This window comes from Streptomyces sp. NPDC048523 (genome assembly GCF_043199815.1).
GTDB lineage: Bacteria > Actinomycetota > Actinomycetes > Streptomycetales > Streptomycetaceae > Streptomyces.
Genome location: NZ_JBICWQ010000001.1, coordinates 131668 through 155574, shown reverse-complemented (window position 1 = coordinate 155574; position 23907 = coordinate 131668). Strand labels below are relative to the sequence as shown.

General features: G+C 70.6%; 20 protein-coding genes. 12 read left to right on the top strand and 8 right to left on the bottom strand.

What is annotated here, in order from left to right; genetic code table 11:
* Nucleotides 1-59: 59 nt before the first annotated feature.
* Complete coding sequence (locus tag ACGFWE_RS00650) at nucleotides 60-2744, bottom strand: ATP-binding cassette domain-containing protein (protein WP_393596862.1); 2685 nt, start codon at nucleotides 2742-2744, stop codon at nucleotides 60-62.
* Between the two features lie 128 nt (nucleotides 2745-2872).
* Between ACGFWE_RS00650 and ACGFWE_RS00645 the strand changes: the two genes are divergently transcribed.
* Genes ACGFWE_RS00645 through ACGFWE_RS00630 form a run of 4 tightly spaced genes read left to right on the top strand, consistent with a single transcriptional unit; the run spans nucleotide 2873 to nucleotide 7581 of the window.
* Entirely contained in the window at nucleotides 2873-4117 is a 1245-nt protein-coding gene (locus ACGFWE_RS00645) for an ABC transporter substrate-binding protein (RefSeq protein ID WP_393596860.1), read from the top strand.
* Nucleotides 4118-4128: 11 nt separating this feature from the next.
* Nucleotides 4129-4854: an ABC transporter ATP-binding protein gene (locus ACGFWE_RS00640; protein ID WP_393596858.1), complete on the top strand. Its 726-nt coding sequence runs from the start codon at nucleotides 4129-4131 to the stop codon at nucleotides 4852-4854.
* Between the two features lie 10 nt (nucleotides 4855-4864).
* Complete coding sequence (locus ACGFWE_RS00635) at nucleotides 4865-6205, top strand: hypothetical protein (protein WP_393596856.1); 1341 nt, start codon at nucleotides 4865-4867, stop codon at nucleotides 6203-6205.
* Nucleotides 6205-7581, top strand: coding sequence for an acyl-CoA reductase (locus ACGFWE_RS00630; RefSeq protein WP_393596854.1), 1377 nt, complete (start codon nucleotides 6205-6207; stop codon nucleotides 7579-7581). The genes ACGFWE_RS00635 and ACGFWE_RS00630 overlap by 1 nt, the downstream gene beginning before the upstream one ends.
* Nucleotides 7582-7931: 350 nt before the next feature.
* Here ACGFWE_RS00630 and ACGFWE_RS00625 read toward each other — a convergent pair whose 3' ends face one another.
* The gene (locus tag ACGFWE_RS00625; protein ID WP_352385582.1) at nucleotides 7932-8981 is read right to left on the bottom strand and encodes a LacI family DNA-binding transcriptional regulator; all 1050 of its coding nucleotides are present in this window, start codon (nucleotides 8979-8981) and stop codon (nucleotides 7932-7934) included.
* Between the two features lie 99 nt (nucleotides 8982-9080).
* Here ACGFWE_RS00625 and ACGFWE_RS00620 point away from each other — a divergent pair, with 99 nt between their 5' ends.
* The 5 genes from ACGFWE_RS00620 to ACGFWE_RS00600 are packed head-to-tail and all read left to right on the top strand — an operon-like array spanning nucleotide 9081 to nucleotide 16642.
* On the top strand, nucleotides 9081-10388 hold the full coding sequence (locus tag ACGFWE_RS00620; RefSeq protein WP_393596852.1) for an ABC transporter substrate-binding protein: 1308 nt from the start codon (nucleotides 9081-9083) through the stop codon (nucleotides 10386-10388).
* The gene (locus ACGFWE_RS00615) at nucleotides 10385-11329 is read left to right on the top strand and encodes a sugar ABC transporter permease (RefSeq protein ID WP_352385586.1); all 945 of its coding nucleotides are present in this window, start codon (nucleotides 10385-10387) and stop codon (nucleotides 11327-11329) included. Before ACGFWE_RS00620 ends, ACGFWE_RS00615 begins: the two co-directional genes overlap by 4 nt.
* Before the next feature lie 8 nt (nucleotides 11330-11337).
* A complete protein-coding gene (locus tag ACGFWE_RS00610) occupies nucleotides 11338-12204 on the top strand; it encodes a carbohydrate ABC transporter permease (protein ID WP_352385587.1) in 867 nt (288 codons plus the stop codon).
* A complete protein-coding gene (locus ACGFWE_RS00605) occupies nucleotides 12204-13988 on the top strand; it encodes a DUF2264 domain-containing protein (RefSeq protein WP_393596849.1) in 1785 nt (594 codons plus the stop codon). Before ACGFWE_RS00610 ends, ACGFWE_RS00605 begins: the two co-directional genes overlap by 1 nt.
* Nucleotides 13985-16642, top strand: a complete 2658-nt coding sequence (locus tag ACGFWE_RS00600) for a discoidin domain-containing protein (protein ID WP_393596847.1) — start codon at nucleotides 13985-13987, stop codon at nucleotides 16640-16642. The genes ACGFWE_RS00605 and ACGFWE_RS00600 overlap by 4 nt, the downstream gene beginning before the upstream one ends.
* A gap of 60 nt (nucleotides 16643-16702) precedes the next feature.
* Here ACGFWE_RS00600 and ACGFWE_RS00595 read toward each other — a convergent pair whose 3' ends face one another.
* The 5 genes from ACGFWE_RS00595 to ACGFWE_RS00575 form a co-directional block, all read right to left on the bottom strand.
* On the bottom strand, nucleotides 16703-17293 hold the full coding sequence (locus tag ACGFWE_RS00595) for a TetR/AcrR family transcriptional regulator (protein ID WP_393598875.1): 591 nt from the start codon (nucleotides 17291-17293) through the stop codon (nucleotides 16703-16705).
* Between the two features lie 69 nt (nucleotides 17294-17362).
* Nucleotides 17363-18178 (bottom strand): oxidoreductase, encoded by an 816-nt coding sequence (locus ACGFWE_RS00590; protein ID WP_393596845.1) that lies wholly within the window; start codon nucleotides 18176-18178, stop codon nucleotides 17363-17365.
* A 238-nt stretch (nucleotides 18179-18416) separates the two neighbouring features.
* Complete coding sequence (locus tag ACGFWE_RS00585) at nucleotides 18417-19574, bottom strand: oxygenase MpaB family protein (RefSeq protein ID WP_393596844.1); 1158 nt, start codon at nucleotides 19572-19574, stop codon at nucleotides 18417-18419.
* A 93-nt stretch (nucleotides 19575-19667) separates the two neighbouring features.
* Nucleotides 19668-20723 carry a polyprenyl synthetase family protein gene (locus ACGFWE_RS00580; RefSeq protein ID WP_393596842.1) on the bottom strand — a complete coding sequence of 352 codons (1056 nt, stop codon included), beginning with the start codon at nucleotides 20721-20723 and terminating at the stop codon, nucleotides 19668-19670.
* Nucleotides 20713-20997, bottom strand: coding sequence for a polyprenyl synthetase (locus ACGFWE_RS00575; RefSeq protein WP_352385600.1), 285 nt, complete (start codon nucleotides 20995-20997; stop codon nucleotides 20713-20715). The genes ACGFWE_RS00580 and ACGFWE_RS00575 overlap by 11 nt, the downstream gene beginning before the upstream one ends.
* A gap of 246 nt (nucleotides 20998-21243) precedes the next feature.
* Here ACGFWE_RS00575 and ACGFWE_RS00570 point away from each other — a divergent pair, with 246 nt between their 5' ends.
* Nucleotides 21244-21483 carry a hypothetical protein gene (locus tag ACGFWE_RS00570; protein ID WP_352385602.1) on the top strand — a complete coding sequence of 80 codons (240 nt, stop codon included), beginning with the start codon at nucleotides 21244-21246 and terminating at the stop codon, nucleotides 21481-21483.
* The gene (locus ACGFWE_RS00565; protein ID WP_393596839.1) at nucleotides 21483-21860 is read left to right on the top strand and encodes a toxin Doc; all 378 of its coding nucleotides are present in this window, start codon (nucleotides 21483-21485) and stop codon (nucleotides 21858-21860) included. Before ACGFWE_RS00570 ends, ACGFWE_RS00565 begins: the two co-directional genes overlap by 1 nt.
* 26 nt (nucleotides 21861-21886) lie before the next feature.
* Here the strand turns inward: ACGFWE_RS00565 and ACGFWE_RS00560 are convergent, their stop codons facing one another.
* Nucleotides 21887-22354, bottom strand: a complete 468-nt coding sequence (locus tag ACGFWE_RS00560; protein ID WP_352385605.1) for a MarR family transcriptional regulator — start codon at nucleotides 22352-22354, stop codon at nucleotides 21887-21889.
* Between the two features lie 63 nt (nucleotides 22355-22417).
* Here ACGFWE_RS00560 and ACGFWE_RS00555 point away from each other — a divergent pair, with 63 nt between their 5' ends.
* The gene (locus ACGFWE_RS00555; RefSeq protein ID WP_393596837.1) at nucleotides 22418-22786 is read left to right on the top strand and encodes a VOC family protein; all 369 of its coding nucleotides are present in this window, start codon (nucleotides 22418-22420) and stop codon (nucleotides 22784-22786) included.
* The last annotated feature ends 1121 nt before the right edge of the window (nucleotides 22787-23907 follow it).

Sequence of the window (23907 nt, the reverse complement as noted above, 5' to 3'; positions counted from 1 at the left end):
GCCGCTGCCACCGGAGGCGCTGAGACCAGCGCCTCCGGTTCTCGGCGTCCCGGGGACGCTCAGGCCAGCGCCTCCGGCTCCAGGTCGCCCAGGTAGGCCGCCCGTACCGCCGGATCGCGCCGGACCTCCTCGGGCGTACCGGCGCAGATCCGGCGGCCGAAGTCCAGGACGACGACCTGGTCGCAGACGCTCATCACCATGTCGACGTCGTGTTCGACGAGCAGCACGCCCATGCCCCAGTCCTCGGCGAGCCGCCGTACCAGGTGGGCCAACTCCCGGGTCTCGTCGTCCGACAGGCCCGCTGCCGGTTCGTCGAGGAGCAGTACGGACGGCGAGGCCGCCACCGCGCGGGCGATGGCCAGCAGCCGGCGCTCGCCGTACGACAGGTCGCCCACCGGCCGGTCCAGACTGTCCTGGAGACCGAACTCCCGTACCGCCACTAGGACATGGGCGGGCAGCGGGCGGCTGCCGGGGCGGACCAGGTCGGTGAGGTAGGCCCACCGGCCGGGCCGGTCGCAGGCCGCGTACAGGTTGTCCAGGACGGTCATGTCCTCGAACAGCTCCAGGGACTGGAAGGACCGGCTCAGACCGGCGGCGGCCCGCCGGTGGACCGGCAGCCGGGTCGCGTCCCGGTCCCCGAGGCGCACACTGCCCGACGCGGCCCGGGTGAAGCCGGTGACCGCGTCGATGGCGGAGGTCTTGCCGGCGCCGTTGGGACCGATGAGCCCCACGACCTGGCCCGGCCCGACGTCGAATGAGAGCCCGTCGACGGCGACGACACCGCCGTAGCGGACGGTGAGGTCCCGCACCTGGAGGGGGAGCGGGGCGGCGCGGGTCACGGTCGGGGCAGCCAGGGGCACGTCCTTCGGGACGGTCTCAGGCCGCTTCGGGGGCAGCTTGCGCCCCCGTGTGCCGAGCCCCTTCGCGATGCCGTCCTGGTTGCCCACCAGCGTCAGCACCAGGATGATCCCGCCGATCAGCGGCATCCAGTCGCTGAGGCCGGGCAGCACGAGGTCCCCGAACCGGGCGCCCACCGTGCCCGCGGCGAAGGTCGCGCCGAACAGCGGGCCGACGAGGAAACCGACACCGCCGATGACCGCGAGTCCGAGCGCGGTGATGGAGTTGAAGCTCGCGAAGTCGGACAGGACGACCGAGGTCGAGCGGAAGCCGGTGAGCACTCCGGCGAGCGCGGCGATGGCCGCGGACAGGCCGAAGGCGTAGAGCTTGGCGGCACGGACGTCGATGCCGAGGGCGGCGGCGGCCCGTTCGTTCGCCCGTACGGCGATCAGCCGGCGGCCGGTCCGGCTGCGCCGCACATTGGCGACCACGAGCGTCGCGGCGACGAACAGCACGAGCACCACGGCGGCGTACCGCTGCGGATGGTCGACGCCGGAGATGCTGATCCCGAAGAGGGTCTGCTTGCCCACCGCGATGCCGTCGCTGCCGGGGGTCGTCGACAGGTCGGTGTTCTGGAAGACCATCGCCTCCAGCGTGGTGCCGAGGCCTAGCGTGATGATCGCGAGATTGACGCCGCGGGTGCGGACCGCGGGGAGTGCGAACAGCAGGCCGATCGGCACGGTGCCCAACACCCCGGCCAGCAGGGCGAGTTCGAAGGGCCATCCCCAGTCGGCCGCCGCGTGTCCGGCGAGGAAGGCGCCGGTTCCGGCCAGGGCGTAGGCGGCGAGGGAGACCTGTCCCGCGTATCCGGTGACCACGATGATCGACAGGATGATCAGGGACAGCACCAGGGTGGTGGTGATCGCGTCGGCCCACAGCGGCGTCGCCAGGCTCACCAGGGACAGTCCGGCCACGACGGCGATCGCCAGCGGCAGGGGGCGGACCTTTCCGGTGCCGAGACCCGGCAGCCGGTCCAGGAACGTGCCACGCAGGGGCAGCGCCCGGCCTCGCGCGACCAGCACCAGGGCGATGAAGAGGAAGGGCACCGAGGCGGCGAGCCCGGTGACGTCGGAGCCGAAGCGGGTCAGCTCGGACTGCACGACGCCGATGATCAGGCCGCCCGCCAGCGTGACGGGGAACGAGGAGAATCTGCCGACCAGGGCGGCGGCCAGGGCGCTGAGCAGGAGCGTGGTCAGTCCGGTCACCGACAGGCCGATGACCGGCACGATCAGGATGGCCGTCAGGCCCGCGAGGGCCGAGCCCAGGGCCCAGTTGCCGGTGGCGATGAGGTCCGGCGACCAGCCGAGCGAGGCGGCCGCGCCCTCGTTCTCCGCGACGGCGCTGGTGCCCAGGCCGAACAGGGTGCGCTTGTAGAGCAGATGGAGGAGCACGGTCGCGGCGACCGCGATGCCGATCAGCCACACGCGGTCCTCGGAGACCGTCGCCCCGGCGATCGTGAGCAGCTTGGTGGGCAGCTTGCCCGGCACCAGTTCCAGACCGTCGCCGTAGCGCTTGACGGCGATGGCGGTGAGCACGATGAAGACCGCCAGGGTGCCGACCAGGCGGGCCAGTGAGGACGCGGTGCGCAGCGGGCGCAGCACCAGCAGATGGGTGAGCACGCCCAGTACGGCGGAGGTGAGCACGCCGCACGCGGTGGCGGGCCAGTACGGCACGCCGTGCTGGGCGGCGAGCTCCCACTGGACATAGGCCCCGGCCATACCGATCGCGCCGTGCGCGAAGTTCAGGACGCCGGAGCCCCGGTAGACCAGCACGATGCCGTGCGCGGTGAGTGCGTAGAGGGCGCCGAGCCCGAGGCCGAGCAGCGCGAAACGCAGGACGTCGTCCATCGAGAAACCTCCCAAGGCAGGGGCGAGACAGTGTATTCATTTAAATAATTATGCCGAGAGTACTTCACTAACCACAAAACAGACCCCATGCTGTTCGCCATCTCGACGACGAGCCCAGCGGAGGAACCATGAACCACTCACGCCGACGCAGAACCGCCGCAGCGAGCTGCCTCGCGGTCACCGGAGTACTGCTCGCCGCCGGTTGCGGGGGAGAGGCGTCCGGCAGTTCGAAGGAGGAGACCTCCACCCTGAAGGGCGCACCGGTCAAGGTGATGGTCTGGGCGCCGGAGGACACCCAGGGCAGCGCCCAGCCCGGAGTCCGGCTCACCGCCCAGGCGTACGAGAAGTGGATCAACGCCAACGGCGGCATCAAGGGAGCCCCCCTGAAGGTCCTCACCTGCAACGAGAAGGGCAACCCCGACGAGGCCGAGAAGTGCGCCCAGCAGGCGGTCGCCGAGAAGGTGGCCGCGGTGGTGGGCTCCTACAGCCTCGCCGGCGATCGCTACATGCCCATCCTGCAGAAGGCCGGCATCCCGTACATCGGCGGCACCGGCGTCTCGGCGGCCGAGTTCTCCAACCCGCTGTCGTTCCCGGTCAACGGCGGCACCCCGGTGATCTTCGCGGCCCACGGCCGGCAACTGGTGGAGAACGGCTGCAAGAAGATCTCCGGCGTGCGCTACGACGTGGCCGCCGCCGCCGTCGTCTCGCAGTTCCTCACCGTCGGCGCGGTCTCCGCCGGAGCGCCGGCGCCCAAGGACATCAAGGTGCCGCTCACCGCCACCGACCTCGCCCCGCAGGTCGCCGCCGCGACCAAGGGCAGCGACTGTGTGAGCGTCATCATGGGCACCGCCTCGGGCCTGTTCGTGAAGTCGTACGTCCAGTCGGGCGCCAAGACGAAGCTCGGCAGCGTCGTCGGCAACCTGACCCCGCAGCTCGCCGAGAGCACCGGCGGAGCCGGCGGCCCGCTGGAGGGCGCCGCGATCACCGGCTACTTCCCGCCGACCTCCGACGCCGCCTGGAAGGACTTCCTCGCGGCCACCAAGGGCGACAAGGACATCGACACCAGCAACGGCGCCAACGAGACGACCTGGGTGGCCTTCAAGGTCTTCACCGAGGCCGCCAAGAAGCTTCCGACGATCACGGCGAAGGCCCTGGTCCAGGAGCTCGACACCGCCCCGGCCATCGACACCGGCGGCTTGACCCCTCCGCTGAGCTGGAAGGCGTCCACGGCCCTGCCGATCAAGGGCCTCAACCGCATCCACAACACCACCGCCACCGAACTGACCATCCGCGACGGGAAGATCGAGTGGGCCAAGCCCGGATCGACCTTCGTCGACGTCCGCAAGGTCCTCACGGCCCTGCCGTCCAGCTGAGGAGCAGGCCCGTGCCGGACACCGACGCACCCCTGATCGAAGCACGCTCCCTGTCCGCCGGGTACGGCAGCCAGCCGGTCGTACGCGACCTCGATCTGGAGGTCAGGCCCGGCGAGGTCGTCGCCCTGCTCGGCCCCAACGGTGCGGGCAAGACCACGACCCTCCGGGCGCTCTCCGGCAGCCTCGCCGCCATGGGCGGCGAGGTGCGCTGGCTGGGCGAACCCGGCCGGACACCGCTGCACCGCCGCGCCCGCCAGGGCCTGGCGTACGTCGGTGAGCGGGCGGTCTTCACCCGGCTCGACACCGCGGACAACCTGCGGGTCGGCCGGGTGAGGTCCCAGCAGGCGCTGGAGCTCTTCCCCGAGCTCGAAAAGCGCCTCAGAACCGGCGCGGGCATGCTGTCGGGCGGCGAGCAGCAGATGCTGTCGCTGGCCCGTGCCCTGTGCCGCGAGCCCAAGCTGCTCCTCGCGGACGAACTCTCCCTCGGTCTCGCCCCGCTCGTGGTCGACCGCCTCCTGCGCGCGGTGCGCGAGGCGGCCGACCGCGGCCTCGGCGCGCTGCTGGTCGAACAGCACGTGCGCAAGGTGCTGGACATCGCCGACCGCGTGTACGTCCTGCACCGCGGCCGCGTCACCATGACCGGCACCCCGAAGGAACTGCGCGGCAATCTCGACGCGATCGAGTCGTCGTACCTCGCGCACACCACAGCGGAAAAGACCACGTACGCAACCGATTGAGGTGAACGCTGTGCCAGGCGCACGCGAGCAGATCCGATCCCTCGTCCTCTCCGGCGACACCTTCGACCAACCAGCCGACACACTGAGGGAGTTGCAGCTGGAGGCCGCCCGGGAGACCTTCACCGCCCACCGGGAGCGCGTTCCGCTGCTCCGCACCCGGGCGGCGGAGACCGGCGTGGAGGAGATCACCGGCCTCGACGACCTCGTGCCGCTGCTCTTCTCGCACACCAGCTACAAGTCGTACCCCGTCTCCCTCATCACCGCGGGCCGCTGGGACCGGCTCCTGCGCTGGTACACCACCGTGTCCGCGGTCGAAGCAGGCGACGTCGACATGGACGGCGTCCGCGACATCGACGAGTGGACCGACCGCATCACCGCCGCCGGCCACCGCCCGTACATCACCAGCGGCACGTCGGGAAAGGTCTCGTTCCTCAACTGCGATGCCAGTGACCTGAGTTTCCTGCACGACATCCTGGAGAACCTCACCTGCTGGCCCGACCCTCTGCCGGCGAAACCCACGCGCCGCGGCTATCTGCTCGCACCCGCGAGCGGCCCGATGCGCTCCATCGACGGGTTCCGCGCGCACGCCGACGTCTTCGCCCAACCCGGCGAGACCCGGCTGCTCACCGAGGACGCGATGCGGGTGTCCGAACTGCTGAGCAGCGCGCTGCTGCGCCGCCGGATCGCGGAGGGCGCCGCGACCCCGCAGGAGATCAGCTCCTTCGAGTCCGCCGCCGAGTCCCGTGAGCAGGAACTGGGCGCGGCCATGACCGCGATCGTCGACGACATCGCCGCGCACCGCGACGAGCCGCTGCTGATCGCCGGCATGAACAACCAGCAGTTCACCCTCATCCAGGCCCTGCGCGCCCGTGGCGTGCCCGACGGGAGCCTGCACCCGGACACGCTGGTGCTCAGCGGCGGCGGCAACAAGGGCCGCGCGCTGCCCGACGACTACCAGCAGCAGCTCACCGCCTTCTACGACGGTGTCCGCCGCGTACGCAGCTACGGCATGACCGAGCTCCAGGGCTCCTGCCTCGCCTGCGAGCAGGGCAACTACCACGTGCCGCCCTGGGTGATCCCCCTGGTGCTGGACGAACCCGGCGAGAAGCTCCTGAACCCCGAACAGGGCGTGGTGGAGGGGCGGTTCGCGTTCCTCGACATCTCCCTGGAGGGCCGCTGGGGCGGGCTGATCAGCGGCGACCGGGTCTTCGTGGACTTCTCGCCGTGCGCCTGCGGCCGCCCGGGACCGGCGGTCCTGCCGGACATCCGGCGCTACGGCGACCTCGGCGGCGACGACAAGATCACCTGCGCCGCGACACTCGACTCCTATGTGCGGGGGATGATCCACTGATGAGCGGTACCACACTCGACGACACCACGGCCGTCGTCCACATGGTCAGGGGCGAGCTCGACAACAGCGCCCCGGTCGCCTTCGGCCGGTTCACCGCACCGGCCCTCGACCTGGACCGCCTCGTGTGGCCGCGCTCTGAACCGGGCCCTGCATTCGACGTGCCCGTGGCGGAGATCATCGACCTGCTGGTGGAGACCGGCGAGGCCCTCAAGGCGGACCGCGCGGGCCTGCTCGCCGAAGCCCTGGAGCGGATGGTCCCGGTCAGCCCGCTGCCCGCGGAGGTGCTGGAGCGTGCCTACGCCGTGCTGTGGCGCAGCTTCCAACGCCCCGGCCTGTACGCCCAGATCGACCACGAACTCGGCGGTGCGGACGTGCTCGACGGCTGGCGCGAGGTGCGCCTGCCCGACGACCGGATCGCGGCCACCCGCGCGTTCCCGCCCCGCCTGGTGCACATCATCGCGGGCAACGCACCCGGCGTCGCGGCGATGTCCGTCGTGCGCGGCGCGCTCACCAAGGGCGTCAACCTGCTGAAGCTGCCCTCGAACGACCTGTTCACCGCGACCGCGATCCTGCGCACCATGGCCGCGGTCGCCCCCGGCCACCCGGTGGTGCGGTCGTTCTCCGCGGTGTACTGGCGTGGCGGCGACGAGGCGGTGGAGAGCGTGCTGTTCCGCCCGCAGTTCTTCGACAAGTTGGTCGCCTGGGGTGGCGAGTCCACCATCCGCAGCGCGGTCAAGTACGTCGGTCCGGGCTTCGAACTCGTCTCCTTCGACCCCAAGACCTCCATCTCCATGATCGGCCGCGAGGCCTTCGCGTCCGAGGAGAGTCTGGCCCGGGCGGCCGACGCGGGCGCCGCCGACGCCACGTTCTTCAACCAGCAGGCCTGCGTGGCCAGCCGCTTCCAGTTCGTCGAGGGCTCCTGGGACGACGCCGACCGCTACGCCGCCCTGCTGTGCGAACGCCTTGGCGTGGCAAGGGAGTTCAGCTCGGCCGACGGCCCACGGGTCGGCGCGGAACTGCGCGAGGAGATCGACGTCCTGCGGTCCATGGAACCCGAGTACCGGGTGTGGGGCGGCTACGACGGCCGGGGCCTGGTCATCCGCTCACCGGAACCGGTGGACTTCCACCCCGACGGGAAGATCGTCGACGTGGTCCCGGTCGGCGCACTGTCCGAGGCGGTCGCCCACGCCGGCGTCGCCACGCAGACGGTCGGCGTGTACCCCGACACCCGCAAGGCGGAACTGCGTGACGCCCTCGCCTGCGCCGGCGTACAACGCGTGGTCTCCCTCGGCAGGGCGGGCGGTATGCCGCCGGGACTGTCCCACGACGGCTTCTACCCGCTACAACGGCTCATGCGGTGGGTGAACGACGAGTGACGGCTTCCGAGGCGGTACGGGGCTGTCTGCCCGGCGGCCCATCGCCGGGCCCCGGTCCGGGGCCGAACACCAGCCGCGGGCCGAACCTCGATCAACTGGTCGGTGCCCATGGCCCAGCGCCTCACCTGTCGCAATGCCCACTCCGCCGTACGGGACGACGCCACCCCGTACTACTACCTGCGCAGGCCGCCTGATCCATCTGGAAACGGCAGCCGAGGTCCAGCCGGCAGCCGGTAGCGACAGACCGTCATCGGCCAGGTCCTGGTCGGCCCGCGACCCGGTGTCGCCCAGCCGCCGCCGACCGGACCGAACGCCACCCCGCCTAGTGGACCCGCGCCCGCACAACGGGCTCACCGCGCCGGACGCCGCCCGCTGCTCTCCCGCACCACCAGTTCCGTCGCCACCTCCACCCGCGTCGTCTCCGGCTGCTCCCCGGACAGCAGCCGCAGCACCATCCGGGCCGCGAGCGCCGTCATGTCGGCCAGCGGAGTGCGGACCGTCGTCAGACGTGGGGTCACCCAGTCCGCGAACGGCAGATCGTCGAAGCCGACCACGCTGACGTCGGCCGGAATGCGCAGGCCCAGTTCGGCGGCGGCCCGGTAGGTGCCCAGCGCCTGGTGGTCGCTGCCGGCGAAGATCGCCGTCGGACGGTCGGGCAACGCCAGGAGCTCCAGGGCGTGCTGGTGCGCGAGGTTGTGGGTGAAGTCGCCGTAGCGCACCAGTGCGGCGTCGAAGGGAAGACCGGCCTCGGCCAGCGCCGAGCGGTAGCCGTCGACCCGTGCCCGGGAGGTGAGCCGGCGCTCCGGTCCGCTGATGATCGCGATGCGCCGGTGGCCCAGCTCGATGAGATGGCGGGTCGCGGCCAGTCCGCCGGGCCAGTTGGTCGCGCCCACCCACGGCGTGCCCGGCGCGGGCTCGTCGATCGGCATCACCAGCGCGAAGGGGATGCCCAGCCGGTTCAGCTCCTCGTGCTGCTCGGGCGTCAGTTCGGGCACCACGAGGATCGCTCCGCGCGTGGAGCGGGTGGCCAGCGAGTCCAGCCACTGACGGGCGCGCTTGGTCCGGCCGTGGGTGGAGGAGACGACCAGCCCCATGCCCGCGTCGTGCAGTACGTCCTCCGCCCCCCGGATCAACTCGACCGCCCAGGGGCTGTCGAGTTCGTTGATGACGAAGTCGATCAGCCCGCCGGGCGGCGCCGCGGTGGCCGCCGGGCGGTGTTTCGCCAGATAGCCGTGCTGCCCGAGCAGGCGCTGCACCTTGGCCCGCGTCTCCGCCGATACATCGGACCTGTCGTGCAGCACCTTGGAGACCGTGGACACCGAAACGCCTGCCTGGTCGGCGATTTCGGCGAGGGTGCGCCGTCTTGCCTCACCGGATCCTGTCCGAACCGTTGACGTCATCGGATGAATCTCCTACGTTGCCGGGGCGTCGAGTTTTGCGAAAACTATCGCAATCCTTGGTCGCGGAGTAAGGCTCCTCGGCGAAAAAGGTGGTCCTCCATGAAGAGATGGCGCGTGGCTTCCCTGGCCGCGACCGCGGCTGCGGCTCTGGTGCTCTCCGGCTGCGGAGGCACCGGTGGCGGCGCCGGCGGCGATTCGGGCGGTGGGAAGGGCGAGTTACTGGTCTGGGTGGACAACACCCGGATGCCCGCGGCCCAGCAGTACAAGAAGGCCCACCCCGACCTGAAGCTGCGCATCGTCACCATCCCGCCCGACGCCGGCTACGTGCCCACCAAGATCTCGCTCGCCAACCGCACCAGGAGCGGCTGGCCCGACGTCGCCTTCCTGGCCAACCCGGCCGAGGCGGCGACCCTCGCCAGCGAGAAGTTCGGCTACGCGGCCCTGCTCGACGACCTCGTCCCCCAGTCCGTCCGCGACGGCTTCACCCCCGGCGCCCTCGACACCTGCACCTTCGGCGGCAAGACGTACTGCCTGCGCAACGACATCGCCCCCACCGTCCTGTGGTACGACGCGACACTGATGAAGCGCTACGGCTACCAGGTCCCCAAGACCTGGGCCGAGTACCAGCAGACCGGTCTGAAGGCGGCCGAGGAGCACCCCGGCACCATCGTCGGAGCCGTCAACGGCAAGTACGGCGCCGGCATCTACTTCGGCAGCAGCGGCTGCGCCACCCGCGACACGCTCAGCCTCACCGAGGTCCACATCGACCTAACCCAGGCGAACTGCACCCGGGTCGCCGATCTGCTCCAGCCGCTCGCCCGGAAGAAGGCCGTCACCACAGTCGTCCCCATCGACCCGGGCTTCGCCAAGTTCGGCAAGGGCGACAAGATCCTGATGCTGCCGGCCCCGGCCTGGTTCGGCGACTTCATGTTCGCACCCGCCTTCAAGGTGCCCAAGGGCCGCATCGCCGCCGCCCCCATGCCCACCTGGCCCGGCGAGAACAAGCCCTACGCCGGACAGGTCGGCGGCGGCGCCTTCCTCGTCTCCGCACACGCCGGCGAACGCACCAAGGACGCCGCGGACCTCGTGCGCTGGATGACCACCGACGTCAGCCTCCAGGCGAAGCAGCCGACCTACCCCGCCTTCACGGCAGCCGCGCAGAAGTGGGGCGAGGCCAAGTCGAAGGACCCGTACTACGCCTCCGACCCGATGCCCGCCCTCGCCGCGGCCGCGAACGCCCTGCGTCCCGGCTTCGGCGCGGTCCGCTTCGAGGCCGACTGGCAGACCAGCTTCAACGACACGCTCGTCAAGGCGGTCGACTCGGGCGGCAACCTCCGTAACGCGCTGGCGAGTTGGCAGGGCAAGCTGGAGGCGGCGGCCAAGACCACCGGGTACACGGTCGGATGAAGACGCTCACGACACCCCGCTCGCCCGCCGCCGCGCCCCCGACGCCGGTGACACCCCGCCGCCGGCGCCGCCCCTCCCGCCGAGCCGCCGTATGGATCCTCGTCGGCCCGTACGCCGTGTTCCTCGTGGTCTTCGGGCTCGCGCCCGCCGGATACGCCCTGTGGACCTCGTTCGTCGACAACGGCTCCTTCACCGGCGGGCGCGACTGGGTGACCGTGTTCGAGGACTACCGGCTCGGCGACGCTGCCGCCAATGTGGCGACCTATCTGCTGCTCTGGCTGCCGATCCTGCTGCTGACCGTCCTGTCCCTCGCCTTCACCCTGCACGCCCGCCCCGGCCGCACGACGAGCGCCCTCCAACTCGTCTACTACCTGCCCGGCGCGGTCACCGGCTCGGCCGCGGCCCTGCTGTGGCTGTTCATGGTCAGCCCGGACAGCAGCCCGTTCTCACCCCTGCTCAAGTTGCTGGACGTGCAGAGCGCCACGGACGCGCTGTCCGGCGGCAGCGTCATCGCCGTCCTCACCGTGATGGGCGTCGCGGTGCACGCGGGCGGCTGGATCGTGGTCCTGTACGGGGCGCTCAACGCGCTCCCCAAGGACGTCCTGGAGGCCGCGCAGGTCGACGGCGCCTCGGCGTGGCGGACCATGTGGCACGTCAAGCTGCCGATGGTCCGCACGTACGTCGCCTTCGTGCTGATCTCCAGTTTCGCCTCCGGCAGCCAGGTGTTCGTCGAACCGACCGTGCTGTCCACCGGCGCCCCCGGCCAGATCAGCCCCACCTGGTCCGTCAACCAGCTCGCCTACACCTACGCCACCCAGGACGGCGACTTCGGCAAGGCAGCCGCGCTGTCCCTGGCCATGCTCGCGGTCGGGGTGCTGGCCGCCTGGATCGTGATCACCCGCACCCGTATGTACGCCACCGACTCCTCCGACTCCCGGTGAGTGAGGCGATGACCGCTCTGTCACGCGGCGCCCGCGCCCTGTTCCTGCTCGGCGCGGCCGTCTTCTTCGGACTGCCCCTGCTCTGGCTGCTGCTCGCACCCACCCGCACGGCCGACGACCTGACCACCGGCTCACCCCTGGGGTTCGGCTCGCTGGGCAACGTGGGCGACGCCTGGTCACACCTGACGTCGTACAACGACGGCCAGATCACCCTGTGGATCGGCAACTCGATCATCTACGCGGCGGCCAGCGTGGCCCTCTCGCTGCTGCTGTGCGTCCCCGCCGGCTACGCCCTCGCCAAACACGACTTCGCCGGCCGCCGAGCCCTGCTCACCCTCTCCATCGTCACGATGATCCTGCCCCCGGCCGCGCTGGTGCTCCCGCTGTACCTGGAGATGTCGGCACTCGACCTCACCGGCACGGTCTGGTCGGTGATCCTTCCGCTGTCCTTCTACCCCTTCGGCGTCTACCTCGCCTTCCTCCACTTCCAGGCGAACCTGCCCGACAGTCTGCTGGACGCCGGACGCGTCGACGGGGCGAGTGAGCTGCGGCTGTTCTGGTCGCTCGCGGTGCCGCTGGCCCGCCCCGCCATCGCGCTGATCGCCTTCTTCGGCTTCGTCCGCTGCTGGACCGACTTCTTCCTGCCCTTCGTGATGCTCTCCGACGACCGCACCTTCACCCTTCAGCTCGGCCTGATGTCCCTGCTGCAGTCCACCGGCGCGGTCAACAACTCCAGCGGCTTCGCCGACCTCGACATCCACCAGCCGGAGGCGGCCCTGGCCGGACTCGTGGCCTGCGCGCCACTGCTGATCGGTTTCGTCCTCGCCCAGCGCTTCCTGCGCACCGGGCTGCTGGCCGGGGCGGAGAAGGGCTGATGGGCGAGGACGCACGCACTGAACTGGCCTCCCAAGTAAGCGACTTGGTGCACCCCCTGGTGCCCCGCTTCAGCGCGGGCCGGGCGCGCGTACGGCTTGGCGTGAACACCGCGATCCACGACGACACGGCCGCCGAACTGGAGGCGTTCGCCCGGCCGTTGTGGGGCCTGGCGCCCCTCGCGGCGGGCGGACAGGCCGTACCGCACGCCGAGTTGTGGGTCCGGGGACTCGCCCACGGCAGCGATCCCGCGCACCCGGAGTACTGGGGCGAGCCCGTCGACCACGACCAGCGCATCGTCGAGATGGCCGCCATCGGCTTCGCGCTCGCCCTCGCCCCCGAGCAGTGGTGGGACCCGCTGACCGGCCCCGAACGCGACCGGCTCGCCCGCTGGCTGCTCAGCGCGCTGCCCCGGGAGACCACCGACAACAACTGGCTCTTCTTCCCCGTGCTGATCAGCCTCGGCCTCGACCGGGTGGGGGTGTCCTACGACCGTTCGCTCATCACCACACGCCTCGACCGACTGGAGACCTTCTGGCTCGGCGACGGCTGGTACGCGGACGGCCCCACCGAGCGCCGCGACTACTACGTCCCGTGGGCCATGCACTTCTACGGCCTGCTGCACGACACGCTCACCGGCGGCGACCGCTTCAAGGACCGGGCAGCCCAATTCGCCGGTGACTTCCGGCACTGGTTCGCCGACGACGGCGCCGCCGTCCCGTACGGCCGCAGCCTCACCTATCGCTGGGCGCAGGCCGCCTTCTGGGGCGCGCTGCCGTTCGCGGGCGTCGACGTGCTGCCGTGGGGCGAGGTGAAGGGATACCTGCTACGGCATCTGCGCTGGTGGCAGGGGCGGCCGGTGACCGGACCCGACGGGCTGCTGTCCATCGGGTACGGCTATCCGCAGCCCGCGCTGGCCGAGCAGTACAACGCGCCGGGCTCGCCCTACTGGTCGCTCAAGGCGTATCTGCCGCTCGCGCTGCCCGAAGAGCACGCGTTCTGGACCGCGAAGGAGGAACCGGCACCCGCCGCCCTGCCCGCGGTCAGCGCCCAGCCGCACGCCGGGGCCGTAGTGATGCGCACGCACGGCGACGTCACCCTTCTCGCCGGGCGCCAGCACCACCCGTGGGTACGCCACGGCGCCGAGAAGTACGCCAAGTTCGCGTACTCGACCCGCTTCGGCTTCAGCCTGCCGAACGGCACGCTCGGCCTCGAACAGGGCGCGTACGACTCGATGCTGGCGCTGAGCGACGACGGCGGGGCGCACTACCGGGTCCGCGAGGAACCGGCCGCCCACTACGTCAGCGGCGACACGGTCCTCAGCACCTGGCACCCATGGCCCGACGTGGAGATCACCACCTGGCTGACGGCCGCCGCGCCCTGGCACGTGCGTACCCACCGCGTCCGCACCGCGCGCGCCCTGCACACCGCCGAGGGCGGCTTCGCCGTCGACCGGGACGCGGGCACCGACCGCGAGGCCGGACCGGGACACGCACGAGTGTCGGCCCCCGCGGGCGTCACCGGACTGCGAGACCTCGACGGCCGACGCGAGGGCGAGGTCGTCCACTGCCTGCCCGGCACGAACGTCCTCGCCCGACGCACCGCCCTGCCCGTACTCGTGGGCCGACTCCCGCCCGGCGAGCACTGGTTGAGGTGTGCCGTGCTCGGTGCCCCGGCCGGGCACGAAGCGGACACGGCGTGGCGAGAACCCCCGCCTCTCACCCATGGGACGCCCCTCGCACACCCCCCGACCACCGCACATCCGACGACTGGAGACGGGACTTGAGACTCAGACATCTGTCCGTACTGGCCGCCGCGGCCGCGCTGCTGACCACCCCGGTGCAGGCGCAGGCGGCACAGCCCGGCCACACGTACCACGTCGCCCCCCGGGGCAACGACCATGCCCGCGGCACACAGGCAAGCCCTCTGCGCACCATCGGCGCGTGCCTCGACCGCGTCCGCCCCGGCGACACCTGCCTGATCCACAAGGGCACCTACCGCGAACAGCTCACCCCTCCTTCCGGCACCGAGGGCGCCCCGGTCACGATCGCCGCGTACGGCGACGGCCCGGTGACCGTCGACGGAACGGAAAAGGTGACCGGCTGGAAGGACGCGGGCGGCGGACTGATCGCCGCCGACACCGACCTGCCGCCCGACCCCGACTTCAACGCGGTGTTCCTGGACAACAACCGTGCCGCGGAAGGCCGTTGGCCCAACTCAGGGACCGATCCGCTGAACGCTACCTGGGCCGAGGCCGACACCACCTCCACCGACCAGCACATCGACGACACCGACCTGCCCGACGCCGACTGGACCGGAGCCACCGTGCACCTGTGGGCGGGCTCCAACCCCTGGGCCCAGCAGACCGGCACGGCCACCGCCGCGGCACCCGGCAAGCTGGACTTCAAGGGCGGCAACTACCGCTGCACCCCGCTGTGCATGGGCAACCAGCCCTACCGCAACTACTACCTCGTCGGGTCGAAGGCCGCCCTGGACCAGCCGGGGGAGTGGTTCTACGACAGGACCGCACACCGGCTCTACCTGGTCCCCCCGAAGGGCGGCATCGCCGGACACACGGTGACCGCCAAGCACCGGCTGTGGGGCGTCGACCTGAGCGACAGCTCGTACGTCACCGTGCGCGGTCTGAACCTGTGGGGCACCTCGCTGCGAACGGGCAAGTCCAGTACGGGAGTCGTGATCGACCGACTCCGCGCCACGTACATCTCCGAGTACTCCACCCTGCCCATGCCGCCGGACGGCGACCTCGCGATCGAGCCGGCCGAGGGCCACATCGTCGCCTCCCGCATCCTCGACTCCGGCGTCCAGATCCTCGGCAGCGGCAACACGCTGAAGAACAGCGAGATCGCGCAGTCGGCCGGTGACGGCGTCCTGGTCCGCGGCACCGGCAACACCGTCACCAACAACTACATCCGCGACGTCGGCTGGATGGGCAGCTACACCCCCGGCATCGAGATCAACGGCAACGGCCACACGATCACCCACAACACGATCCGCCGCACCGGACGGGCGGCCATCGACACCGCCTACCAGATCAACGGCACCGAGTACCACGACAACCGCATCGCCTACAACGACATCTCCGAGGCGATGCGCACCTCCCGCGACGGTTCACCCTTCTACGTGTGCTGCTACCTGAACGGCACCGGAAGCTCCATCGACCACAACACCGCGCACGACTCCAGCGGCCAGAACGGCTACTACGTCGACAACTACTCCGGCCACTTCAAGCTGCACCACAACGTGGCCTGGAACACCGGCGCCCGGGGCGTCTACTTCAACGGCCACACCGGCCCCAGCATCGCCAACGAGGACCACAACTCCAGCTACGGCGTGGGCATCGGTACCGCCTCGTCCGCCCTCGGCGGCGCGACGGACGCGTCCGGCTCGTACTTCAGCAACATCATCGGACCCAAGCCGGTCACCGCGACACAGACCGGCGACCCGCTGCCCATCGTCCGCTCCAACCTGATCAGCGCCACCCCCGGCTACACGGACGCCGTCAACGGTGAGCTGTGGCTGACGCCCGGATCGCCCGCCATCGACGCGGGCGAGGTGGTCGACGGCATCACCACCGACACCCTGGGCGCGGCTCCGGACCAGGGTGCCTACGAGTACGGCGCCCCCATCTGGTCCACCGGCTGCGACCTGCCCGGCTGCCGGCAGCGGGTACGGCACGGCAACTGGAGCGCCACCGCGAGCGACGGCACCGACGCGGCCGTCACCGTCGACGGCGACATCAACACCCGCTGGACGGGCGCCGCTCCACAGGCCGCCGGCCAGTCCCTGACCGTCGATCTCGGCGAGAGCAAGACCTTCAACCGACTCTCCCTCGACGCGGGCCGCGACACCGGCGGCCGCCAGCCGTACGGCTTCACGGTCTCCGTCAGCGGTGACGGCACGCACTGGGGCAAGCCGCTCGCCCGCGTCTCCGGCCGCTCCTTCACCCAGGACGCGGTGTTCCCCGCGCAGACCACCGCCCGCCACATACGGATCACCCTCACCGCGAGCGGCCCCACGCCCTGGGTCGTCAACGACATCCGGCTCTACGGCGACGGCCGCGACGCCACCTCGACACTCCAGGCCGAAAAGGCGACGACTGTACGGGGGGCGGGGCGCGGCACGGCGGCCACCGGGATCCTCGACTCCGGCGACTGGGTGGCCTTCCGCAAGGCGAACATCAGCGGAAAGCACCTCACCGTGCGGCTCGACTCCTCCTGCGCACGGGCCTGCTCGTTCCAGCTGCGCCTGGACGCGCCGGACGGTCCAGTGGCCGCGGTCCTGCCCGTCACGGGTACCGGGAACTGGCAGGAACTGTCCGTGCCCCTCAAGCGCGAGGTCACCGGCGCGCACGACCTCTACCTCGTGGCGAAGGGCACTGGCAGGGTCGCCGCGCTCGACTGGCTGACGATCAGGCCCTGACACACGAGGGCCGGACCGGGCCGGGCGACGGGACACGGAACCCCGCCGCCCGGCGGCTCTTCAGCCGTTCTGCTCGGCGTCCAGAAGTGCGAGGGCGTTGCGGATGCCCTGTTCGAGGAGTCGGTCGGCGAGTTGCCGGTCGGTCAGGGCGCGGGAGAGCTGCAGTGTCCCGGCCATCATGCCGAGGAGGCTGAGTGATTTCAGACGGGCCGAGGACGGGTCGTGGGGTGCCAGGCGGGCAGCGAAGCCGTCGATGAGGGTCAGCGCGCCTTCGGTGTACGCCTGCCGGGTGGGATCGGTGGAGCGTGTGATCTCGTCGAGGAGGGCGGCGTTGGGGCAGCCGTCCTCGATGTTGTCGCGCTGTTCGGGGGAGAAGTACCAGCGAATGATCTGTTCGAGACCGGCACGGCCGGGTGCCGCGTGGGCGACGATGTTCTCGTGCTGGGCGCGCATCTGGTCGGCGACCGCGGTGGCGACGAGGTGGTCCTTGGAGGGGAAGTAGGCGTAGAAGGTGCCGTTGGTCAGGCCCGCGTCCTTCATGAGCGTGGCGATTCCGGAGCCGTCGATGCCGTTGCGCTTGAGCCGGCGGCCGGCCGTCTCGACGATGCGCTGCCGTTTCTGCTGTTTGTATTCTTTCGGGTACCGCACGATGTGTTCCTCTGTCGCGGCCGGGCCTGTAAGGAGTGTGGGACAGTTGATCGGCTGCCCGTGAGGTGAGTGTCAGTTCGGCATCCGGTTGAACCTGCGTACGATGCGGTCGAAGATCCGGGCCGGCAGGACGCGGTGGAACACGCTGATGCCGGCGGCCGTCTTACCGGCGGTGCGCCGCAGTGTCGGGTTCTTGTCGGTGGCCGCCGCGACGATCACCTTGGCGATGGTGGCGGGATCGTCGCCGCCGCTGGTGTTCTTCGCCAGGACCTCGTCGAACGTGCGCCGTCCCGACGCGTAGAGCGGCATCGGAGTGTCGCCCTGCATGCTGTGGTCCCCGAACGGGGTGTTGATCGGGCCGGGCTCGACCAGCAGGATCCGGACGCCGTGCTCGCGGACCTCGTGGTCCAGTGACCCGGAGTAGCCCTCGACCGCGTGCTTGGTCGCCGTGTAGATGGCCATGAAGGGGCTCGGGACGAACCCGCTGAGGGAGGAGACGTTGATGACGCGTCCGCGCCGCTGGGCGCGCATGTGCGGCAGGACCGCCTTGGTCATCCGCATGATGCCGTAGACGTTGACGTCGAAGACTTCCTGCGTCCGGGCGACGGAGAACTCCTCGGCGGCGCCGTTGGCACCGACGCCGGCATTGTTGACCAGGACGTCGATACGCCCGAACCGGTCGATCACCTGCTTGACCACGGAGGCGACCGACTCGTCGCTGGTCACGTCGAGGTCGAGGTAGCTCACCCCGGCGGGCGCGCTGACCCGCGCGGTATTGCGAGCGGTCCCGATCACCTCGAAGCCCGCCGCGGCGAAGGCGCGGGCCGTCTGCTTGCCGACCCCCGATGAGGCACCAGTCACAAGTACCACCGGTCGATTTGTCGCCATCACGAGCTCCCTAGGTTCTGGCGTACGCGTGTATGCCTTACGGGCGTAAGCCTTACGGTCATACGACCATAGGGTGATTGTCGGCCGATGGCAAGTGGTCACGAATCAGGCGGTTGGGCGTCGGGGGCTCCGCTAGGTGGCCGGGGCGGACGACCATCAGCCGACAGGACCGTCTGCCGGCATGGCAGCCGTGCGCCCGGCCCATCCGCCTCACCGGGCCCACCTGGGCGGCGGCGTGTCAGACGGTGCTGGGCGGTGGGGTCCACCGGCGGGTGCGGGGGACCGTGCCGGTGATGCCGTAGTCCTTCTTGAGGGTTTCGGGGATCGCGTAGTGCATGACGCGTCCACGGGTGAGGGAGGACAGTTCGAAGACCGTGGTGAGGTGGCCGAGGCGGTCCAGGGCCCAGGCGCCGAGCGGCGAGTGGTCCTCGATGGTCTCCAGGACGCCGAGGAGGTGCGGTACGGCCTTGACCGCGGTGTCCCACGAGGTGCGCGGCACACGGAGCCAGTCGGCGCAGGTGTCGCCGATGAGGTGGCGGATGAGGGCGGAGACGACGGGGTCGAAGAAGGTGCCCGGTACCACCTCCTCGTACAGGTCGATCAACCCGCGGGTCAGGTGGGCGCCCTCCTCGGAGGGCCCCATGTGCCGCACCATGTACAGGTCGAGGAACTGGCGGGCTTCGTCGAGGGTCAGGGGTACGGCGTCCTGGTCGACGCCCAGCATGGCGCCGACGACGCGCCACGCGTAGTAATACGCCTCCGCGCCCTCGGCCGACATGTGGATCCCGAGGCGGTGCAGGCTGTCCAGGACGAGCAAGGAGAAGAACATCTGCCCGCCGATCATGTCCTCCTGGCAGATCGGTGTTCCGTGCACCGCGGTGTCCCAGCGGTTCTCGCGGGCGAGGTGGTGGCGGATGGAGGCGTGCAGGAGGCGTACCTTCTGGGCGGCGGGGATGAAGCGGCTGCCGGCCTCGAAGGCGTCGGGCTGCATCAGATGGACGGTGAACTGCCCGGTCTCCGCCATCCGTTTGGAGGGGTACTTCAGGCCATGACTGGCCGACAGCAGCTTCGCCACGTGCGGGACGACGTAGCAGGCGGGCATGGCGGCGAAGGACAGCGCGGTGGAGATGTGCACGTTGTTGTCGATGAAGAAGAGCCGTGCTTGCTCCATCTGCGCCCAGTCCACCCAGGACGGCGGGGTGCGGGTGGCTTCGAGATACTCGCGTGCGACGTCGGGCAGACCGTCCGGCAGGGGAGCGCCGGCGGTGGAGACGTAACGCATCAGGGTGTTGAACGTGCCCACCTCCCCGCGTGCGAAGAGCTCGGCGACGGTGGCGTCGGCGAGTTCGTCCCCGGCCCGCCGCAGGGCGTCCAGTGATGCCTCGGTGTAGGCCATGGCAGGGTTCCTCGTCTTCCTCTGGAGGTCCACGACAGCCGGGAGGGTCGGCTGCCCGGGGCGCCACGAGCCCGTGCCGCCCTGATGGCAGGGTCAGGAAAGGCGTACCGCCGCGGAATGGGCCAGCGCGGACAGTCCGTGGGCGGCGGGCGCCGGCAGATCCAGTTCGTGGAGGGCGCCGAGAGCCTCCTGGACCCGTGCCCGGATCATGTGCTCGATGCGGTCGGGCGCTTTGAGTCGGCGCATCACCGCGCGCACCGCGTCCAGCCCCTCCCCGTCCAGGTCGTTGCGGCCCAGCAGCGAGTGCAGCACCGCGCGTTCCGCGTCGTCGGCGAGCCGCCATGTCTCCGCCAGCAGTGCCGTGGGCCGCCGGCCGCGCACATCGTCGGCATTGGCCTTACCGGTGAGCTCGGGATCTCCGAACAGCCCGAGCAGGTCGTCCCGGAGCTGGAACGCCTCGCCCAGCGGCAGCCCGTACGCGGAGTAGCCCTCGCGCAGCCGCATGCCCGCGCCGGCCAGCGCACCCCCGATCAACAGGGGCTGTTCGACGGTGTACTTGGCGGTCTTGTACCGGATCACCTTCAGCGCCGCCTCGGTGTCAGGACCGGCACCGGTGCGCAGAATCTCCAGACACTCACCGGCGATCAGCTCACGGGCCATCACCGCCCACAGCGGGCGGGCCCGGACGAGATACGCGGCGGGCACACCGCTGGTGGCGAACAACTGCCCGGCCAGCGCCATCAGCAGGTCTCCCACCAGCATCGCGAGCGACCGTGCGGCGGCATCGGCGTCCGGACGAGCCCCTAAGGCCCCGCGCAGGGCGACATGCGTGGTGGGCCGCCCGTGCCGCAGCGGGCTGTCGTCGATGAGGTCGTCATGCACAACCGCGGCGGCGTGCACCAGCTCCATCGAGGCTGCCGCCCGCACGAGTGCGTCACTGTCCGGCTGTCCCACCGCCCGCCACCCCCAGTAGCAGAACGCCGCCCGCAGCCGTTTGCCGTCCGCGACCGCCGCCTCCAGCCCCTGGGCCACGGCGCCGAGCATCGGGTCGACGGCCGCGAACTCATCGGCCTCCCGGGCCACGAACCCCCGCAGCACCTCGTCCACACGGGCCTTGAACGCGGTCGGCTCCCACCGCTCACACGCCACCGGTGGCCTTCCGGGCCAGGGCGCGCCGGGCGAGGATCTCCAAGTGTGCCGGGGGCACGGTCGCGTACCGGTCCAGCACCAGACGGCCACGCGTCATGAGCTCGTGTTCCGCCTCCGCGGCCAGCTCGGTGGCGTCCGACCGGCGCAACAGCCCTCGTACCGTCCCCAGGGCCGAACCTACGGTGCTCACCGCCAGATCGGCCAGTCCGGCAGCCAGCAACAGTGCCTGCCTGTCGCTGTTCGAGCCTCCGCGCGGTCCCGTTTCTCGCGTCACGCCATCCCCCTCATCGCCGTGCGGCCCTGGGCGCACACCGCCCTTCCGAGCATCCCGGCATGCGCGCTGCGACCGGGGAAGAACTCACGATCGAGTGATCCCTCCGCTCTGCAGTGCGGATCCGGGGGAGGGCGACGCCGAGCTGCCGGCCGAACCGAGCGGAACCGAACCGCTGCTCGCCCGGTCTCGCAGGGCGGCTGTGCTGACGGTTCACACACTCGGTACCTACTAGGTACCATCTCGTGTATGCCATCCCTGAACGTGCCGTTCACCGAGGAAGAGCTCGAAGGCGTCCGCGCGGCTGCGGCCGCCGAGGGCAAGAGCCTCAAGCAGTACCTGCACGACCTCGGTGTCCGCGAAATGCAGCGCAAGCAGTTCATCGCGGGCGCGAGCGCCTGGGCCGACCGGCTGCGTCAGGAGTTCGACGACGCCTTCCCGGACGAGGTTCCCCCCGCGGAGCGCCCCGGCGGGGCCGCGGCCGCCTGATGCACCTCCATATCGACGTCTCCTGGCTCCTCGACGTCCAGGAGACCGCCCTCGGCTCCGAGGACATGTCGGTCGCCGACTACTCCGCCCTGGTCGCGGCTGTGGCCCGGCACAGGACCAAACTGCCCACCCTCCGGGCAGCCGACCCGGATGCCGCGTGGCGGGCGGCCGCGCTCATGCACACGATCGTGCGCCTGGAGCCGCTCCCGCACCGCAACAGCCTGTACGCCGCGTTCGTCGCGGCCCAGTACATGGACCAGTCGGGCGAGGGCATCGACCCGCCGTACGGCGCACTGTCCGACCTCGTGCGCAAGATGCGCGATGCCCGGCTGCGCGTTCCCGAGGTCGCCGAGCAGCTGCGCTCCTGGAAGATCTGACCAGCGGACCCCGGCCTACCGAAGAGCTATGCACCGGTCTTGTCATCATTGTCATCGCGCAAGGACCGGATCATGCTCTGCAGGATCCGCAACGCCCCCGACTGCTCGGCCTCGGTCAAGCCGGCCAGCATTCTGATCTCGACGGACCGGACCGCCACGCTCGCCTTTTCGAGCACCCGCCGACCGCGAGGCGTGAGCCGTGTGGGAAGAACCTTCCCCACCGGGGCTGCCTCGGGCCTGGTCACGTAGCCCTCGCGTTCCAGGGCCTGGAGCAGCACGTTCATCGACTGCCGTGTCACGAACGCGCCCCGCGCGAGCTCGGAGTTCGACAAGCCCGGTCGCTGAGCCAGCAGTTCGAGACAGGAATAGCGCGTCACGCTCATCCCGAGTGGCCGCAGCACGTCCTCCATGGCTGAGCGCAGGGCGCTCGAAGCCTCCTTCAGCAGGTAGCCCAGTGATTTGTCCAGGTCGACCCCGGCGTGGTTTTGACTCATGTCAGGATTCTGACATACCTTGACCCGTGTCAGGAATCTGACACGAAGAGAAGGAGCATCCTCATGCCCGCCACCGGCCCCGACTTCATCTCGCTCCAGGCGCGCGACCTCGACGCCTCGCAGGCGTTCTACGAGCAGTACCTCGGCCTCGTCCGCTCGCAGGCCGGACCTCCGCACGCCGTCGTCTTCGAGACGAAGCCGATCGCGTTCGCACTCCGCGACGTCATTCCCGGCACCGATCTCGCATCCGTCGGCCGGCCCGGCATCGGTGCCGCGATCTGGCTGCACGCCACAGACGTCCAGGACATTCACGACGCGCTCGTCACCGACGGTCACACGATCGTCTCCGCACCGATCGACGGCCCCTTCGGCCGGACCTTCACCTTCGCCGACCCCGACGGCTACCACATCACCCTCCACGACCGCGCCTGACGGGTGGCCGGCCTGTCGGCGCGGTGTGTCCTCGGCTTCAGTGGGTGGGTGAGCGTTTCAGCGGGCGAACCGATCGCGGAAAGTCAGCCGACGCCGGCGTCGACGCTCCGTGGGAAGACCACGGCCGCAGCAAGCTGCAGTACCACCAGCAAGATCGTGGTCCAGCCCGCTCCGCGACGATCGCGTCGGTCTTGTCCCCGGAGTGACCAAGAGCGTCGGAAGGCCGATCAAGGCCACCACCGATGGGGCGGCGAGCAGCCAGGAATGGTCGGCCAAGGCCCATGGGGTGGCCACCCACGCGACGAGTTCCGTCGCAAAGCGCAGGGCAGGCGTTGCGCAGTCGTCCCGGTCCGAAGTTGTTTCGCCACCAGTGACTTGGTCACCCGCGGACGTATCCACGGCGCGGGGTCCGCCGCCACGGTCGGGCACAGCCCGTGACTCCCGCGCGTGCCCGGACGCACAGCGGGCCGTGGGACGGCTGGGGTGTACGCCGTTCGCCATTCATGGTCCGGGTGGCCGGGGAAGCGGTGGGTTCTTCACGGGACAAAGATGCCCGTGGTCGGATGGGGAGGAGCCGGTCGGGTGTCCCGCCCGCCTGGTGGCCGGTCGGTCGGGCGCGGCTTGGGCGGTCCGTCGCGGCGGGCACAGACGACAGCTCACGCAGTGCCGCCTCGCGGGTCGAAGAATCGGTCGGTCAGCCGTCGAAGCGGCGTACATCAAGCGCCATGCCGGTCGGGGCCTCGGTCGGCATGGTGAACGCCTTCTCCGCCACGTCCAGCCGCGTCGACGGCCAGGATGAAGTAGACGCCGGAAGTCGACACGTGAACGCTCCGCAGACTTTCCCGGAACGGCGTCTCAGGGCCTTGGGCAGGCTGCGGGCGCAGTTCAGGTCGCTCTGCCGATGTCACCGGCAGCGCCTGACACCCCGGCCTGCCTCAGTGCGAGCGCGACCAGGGCAGCGTCAACGCTCCGCGAACGCTTCCCGGACCGGCGCCGATCGGCCCGGTCCCGCCCCTTCGGAGGCCATTCACCACGAGCGACCACCCTCCGCCCCGCCCCGGTCCGCCTTCCCTCGCGTTTGACCGCGGCTTCCTCGTTCGACGCTCTGGCCGCCGACCCCC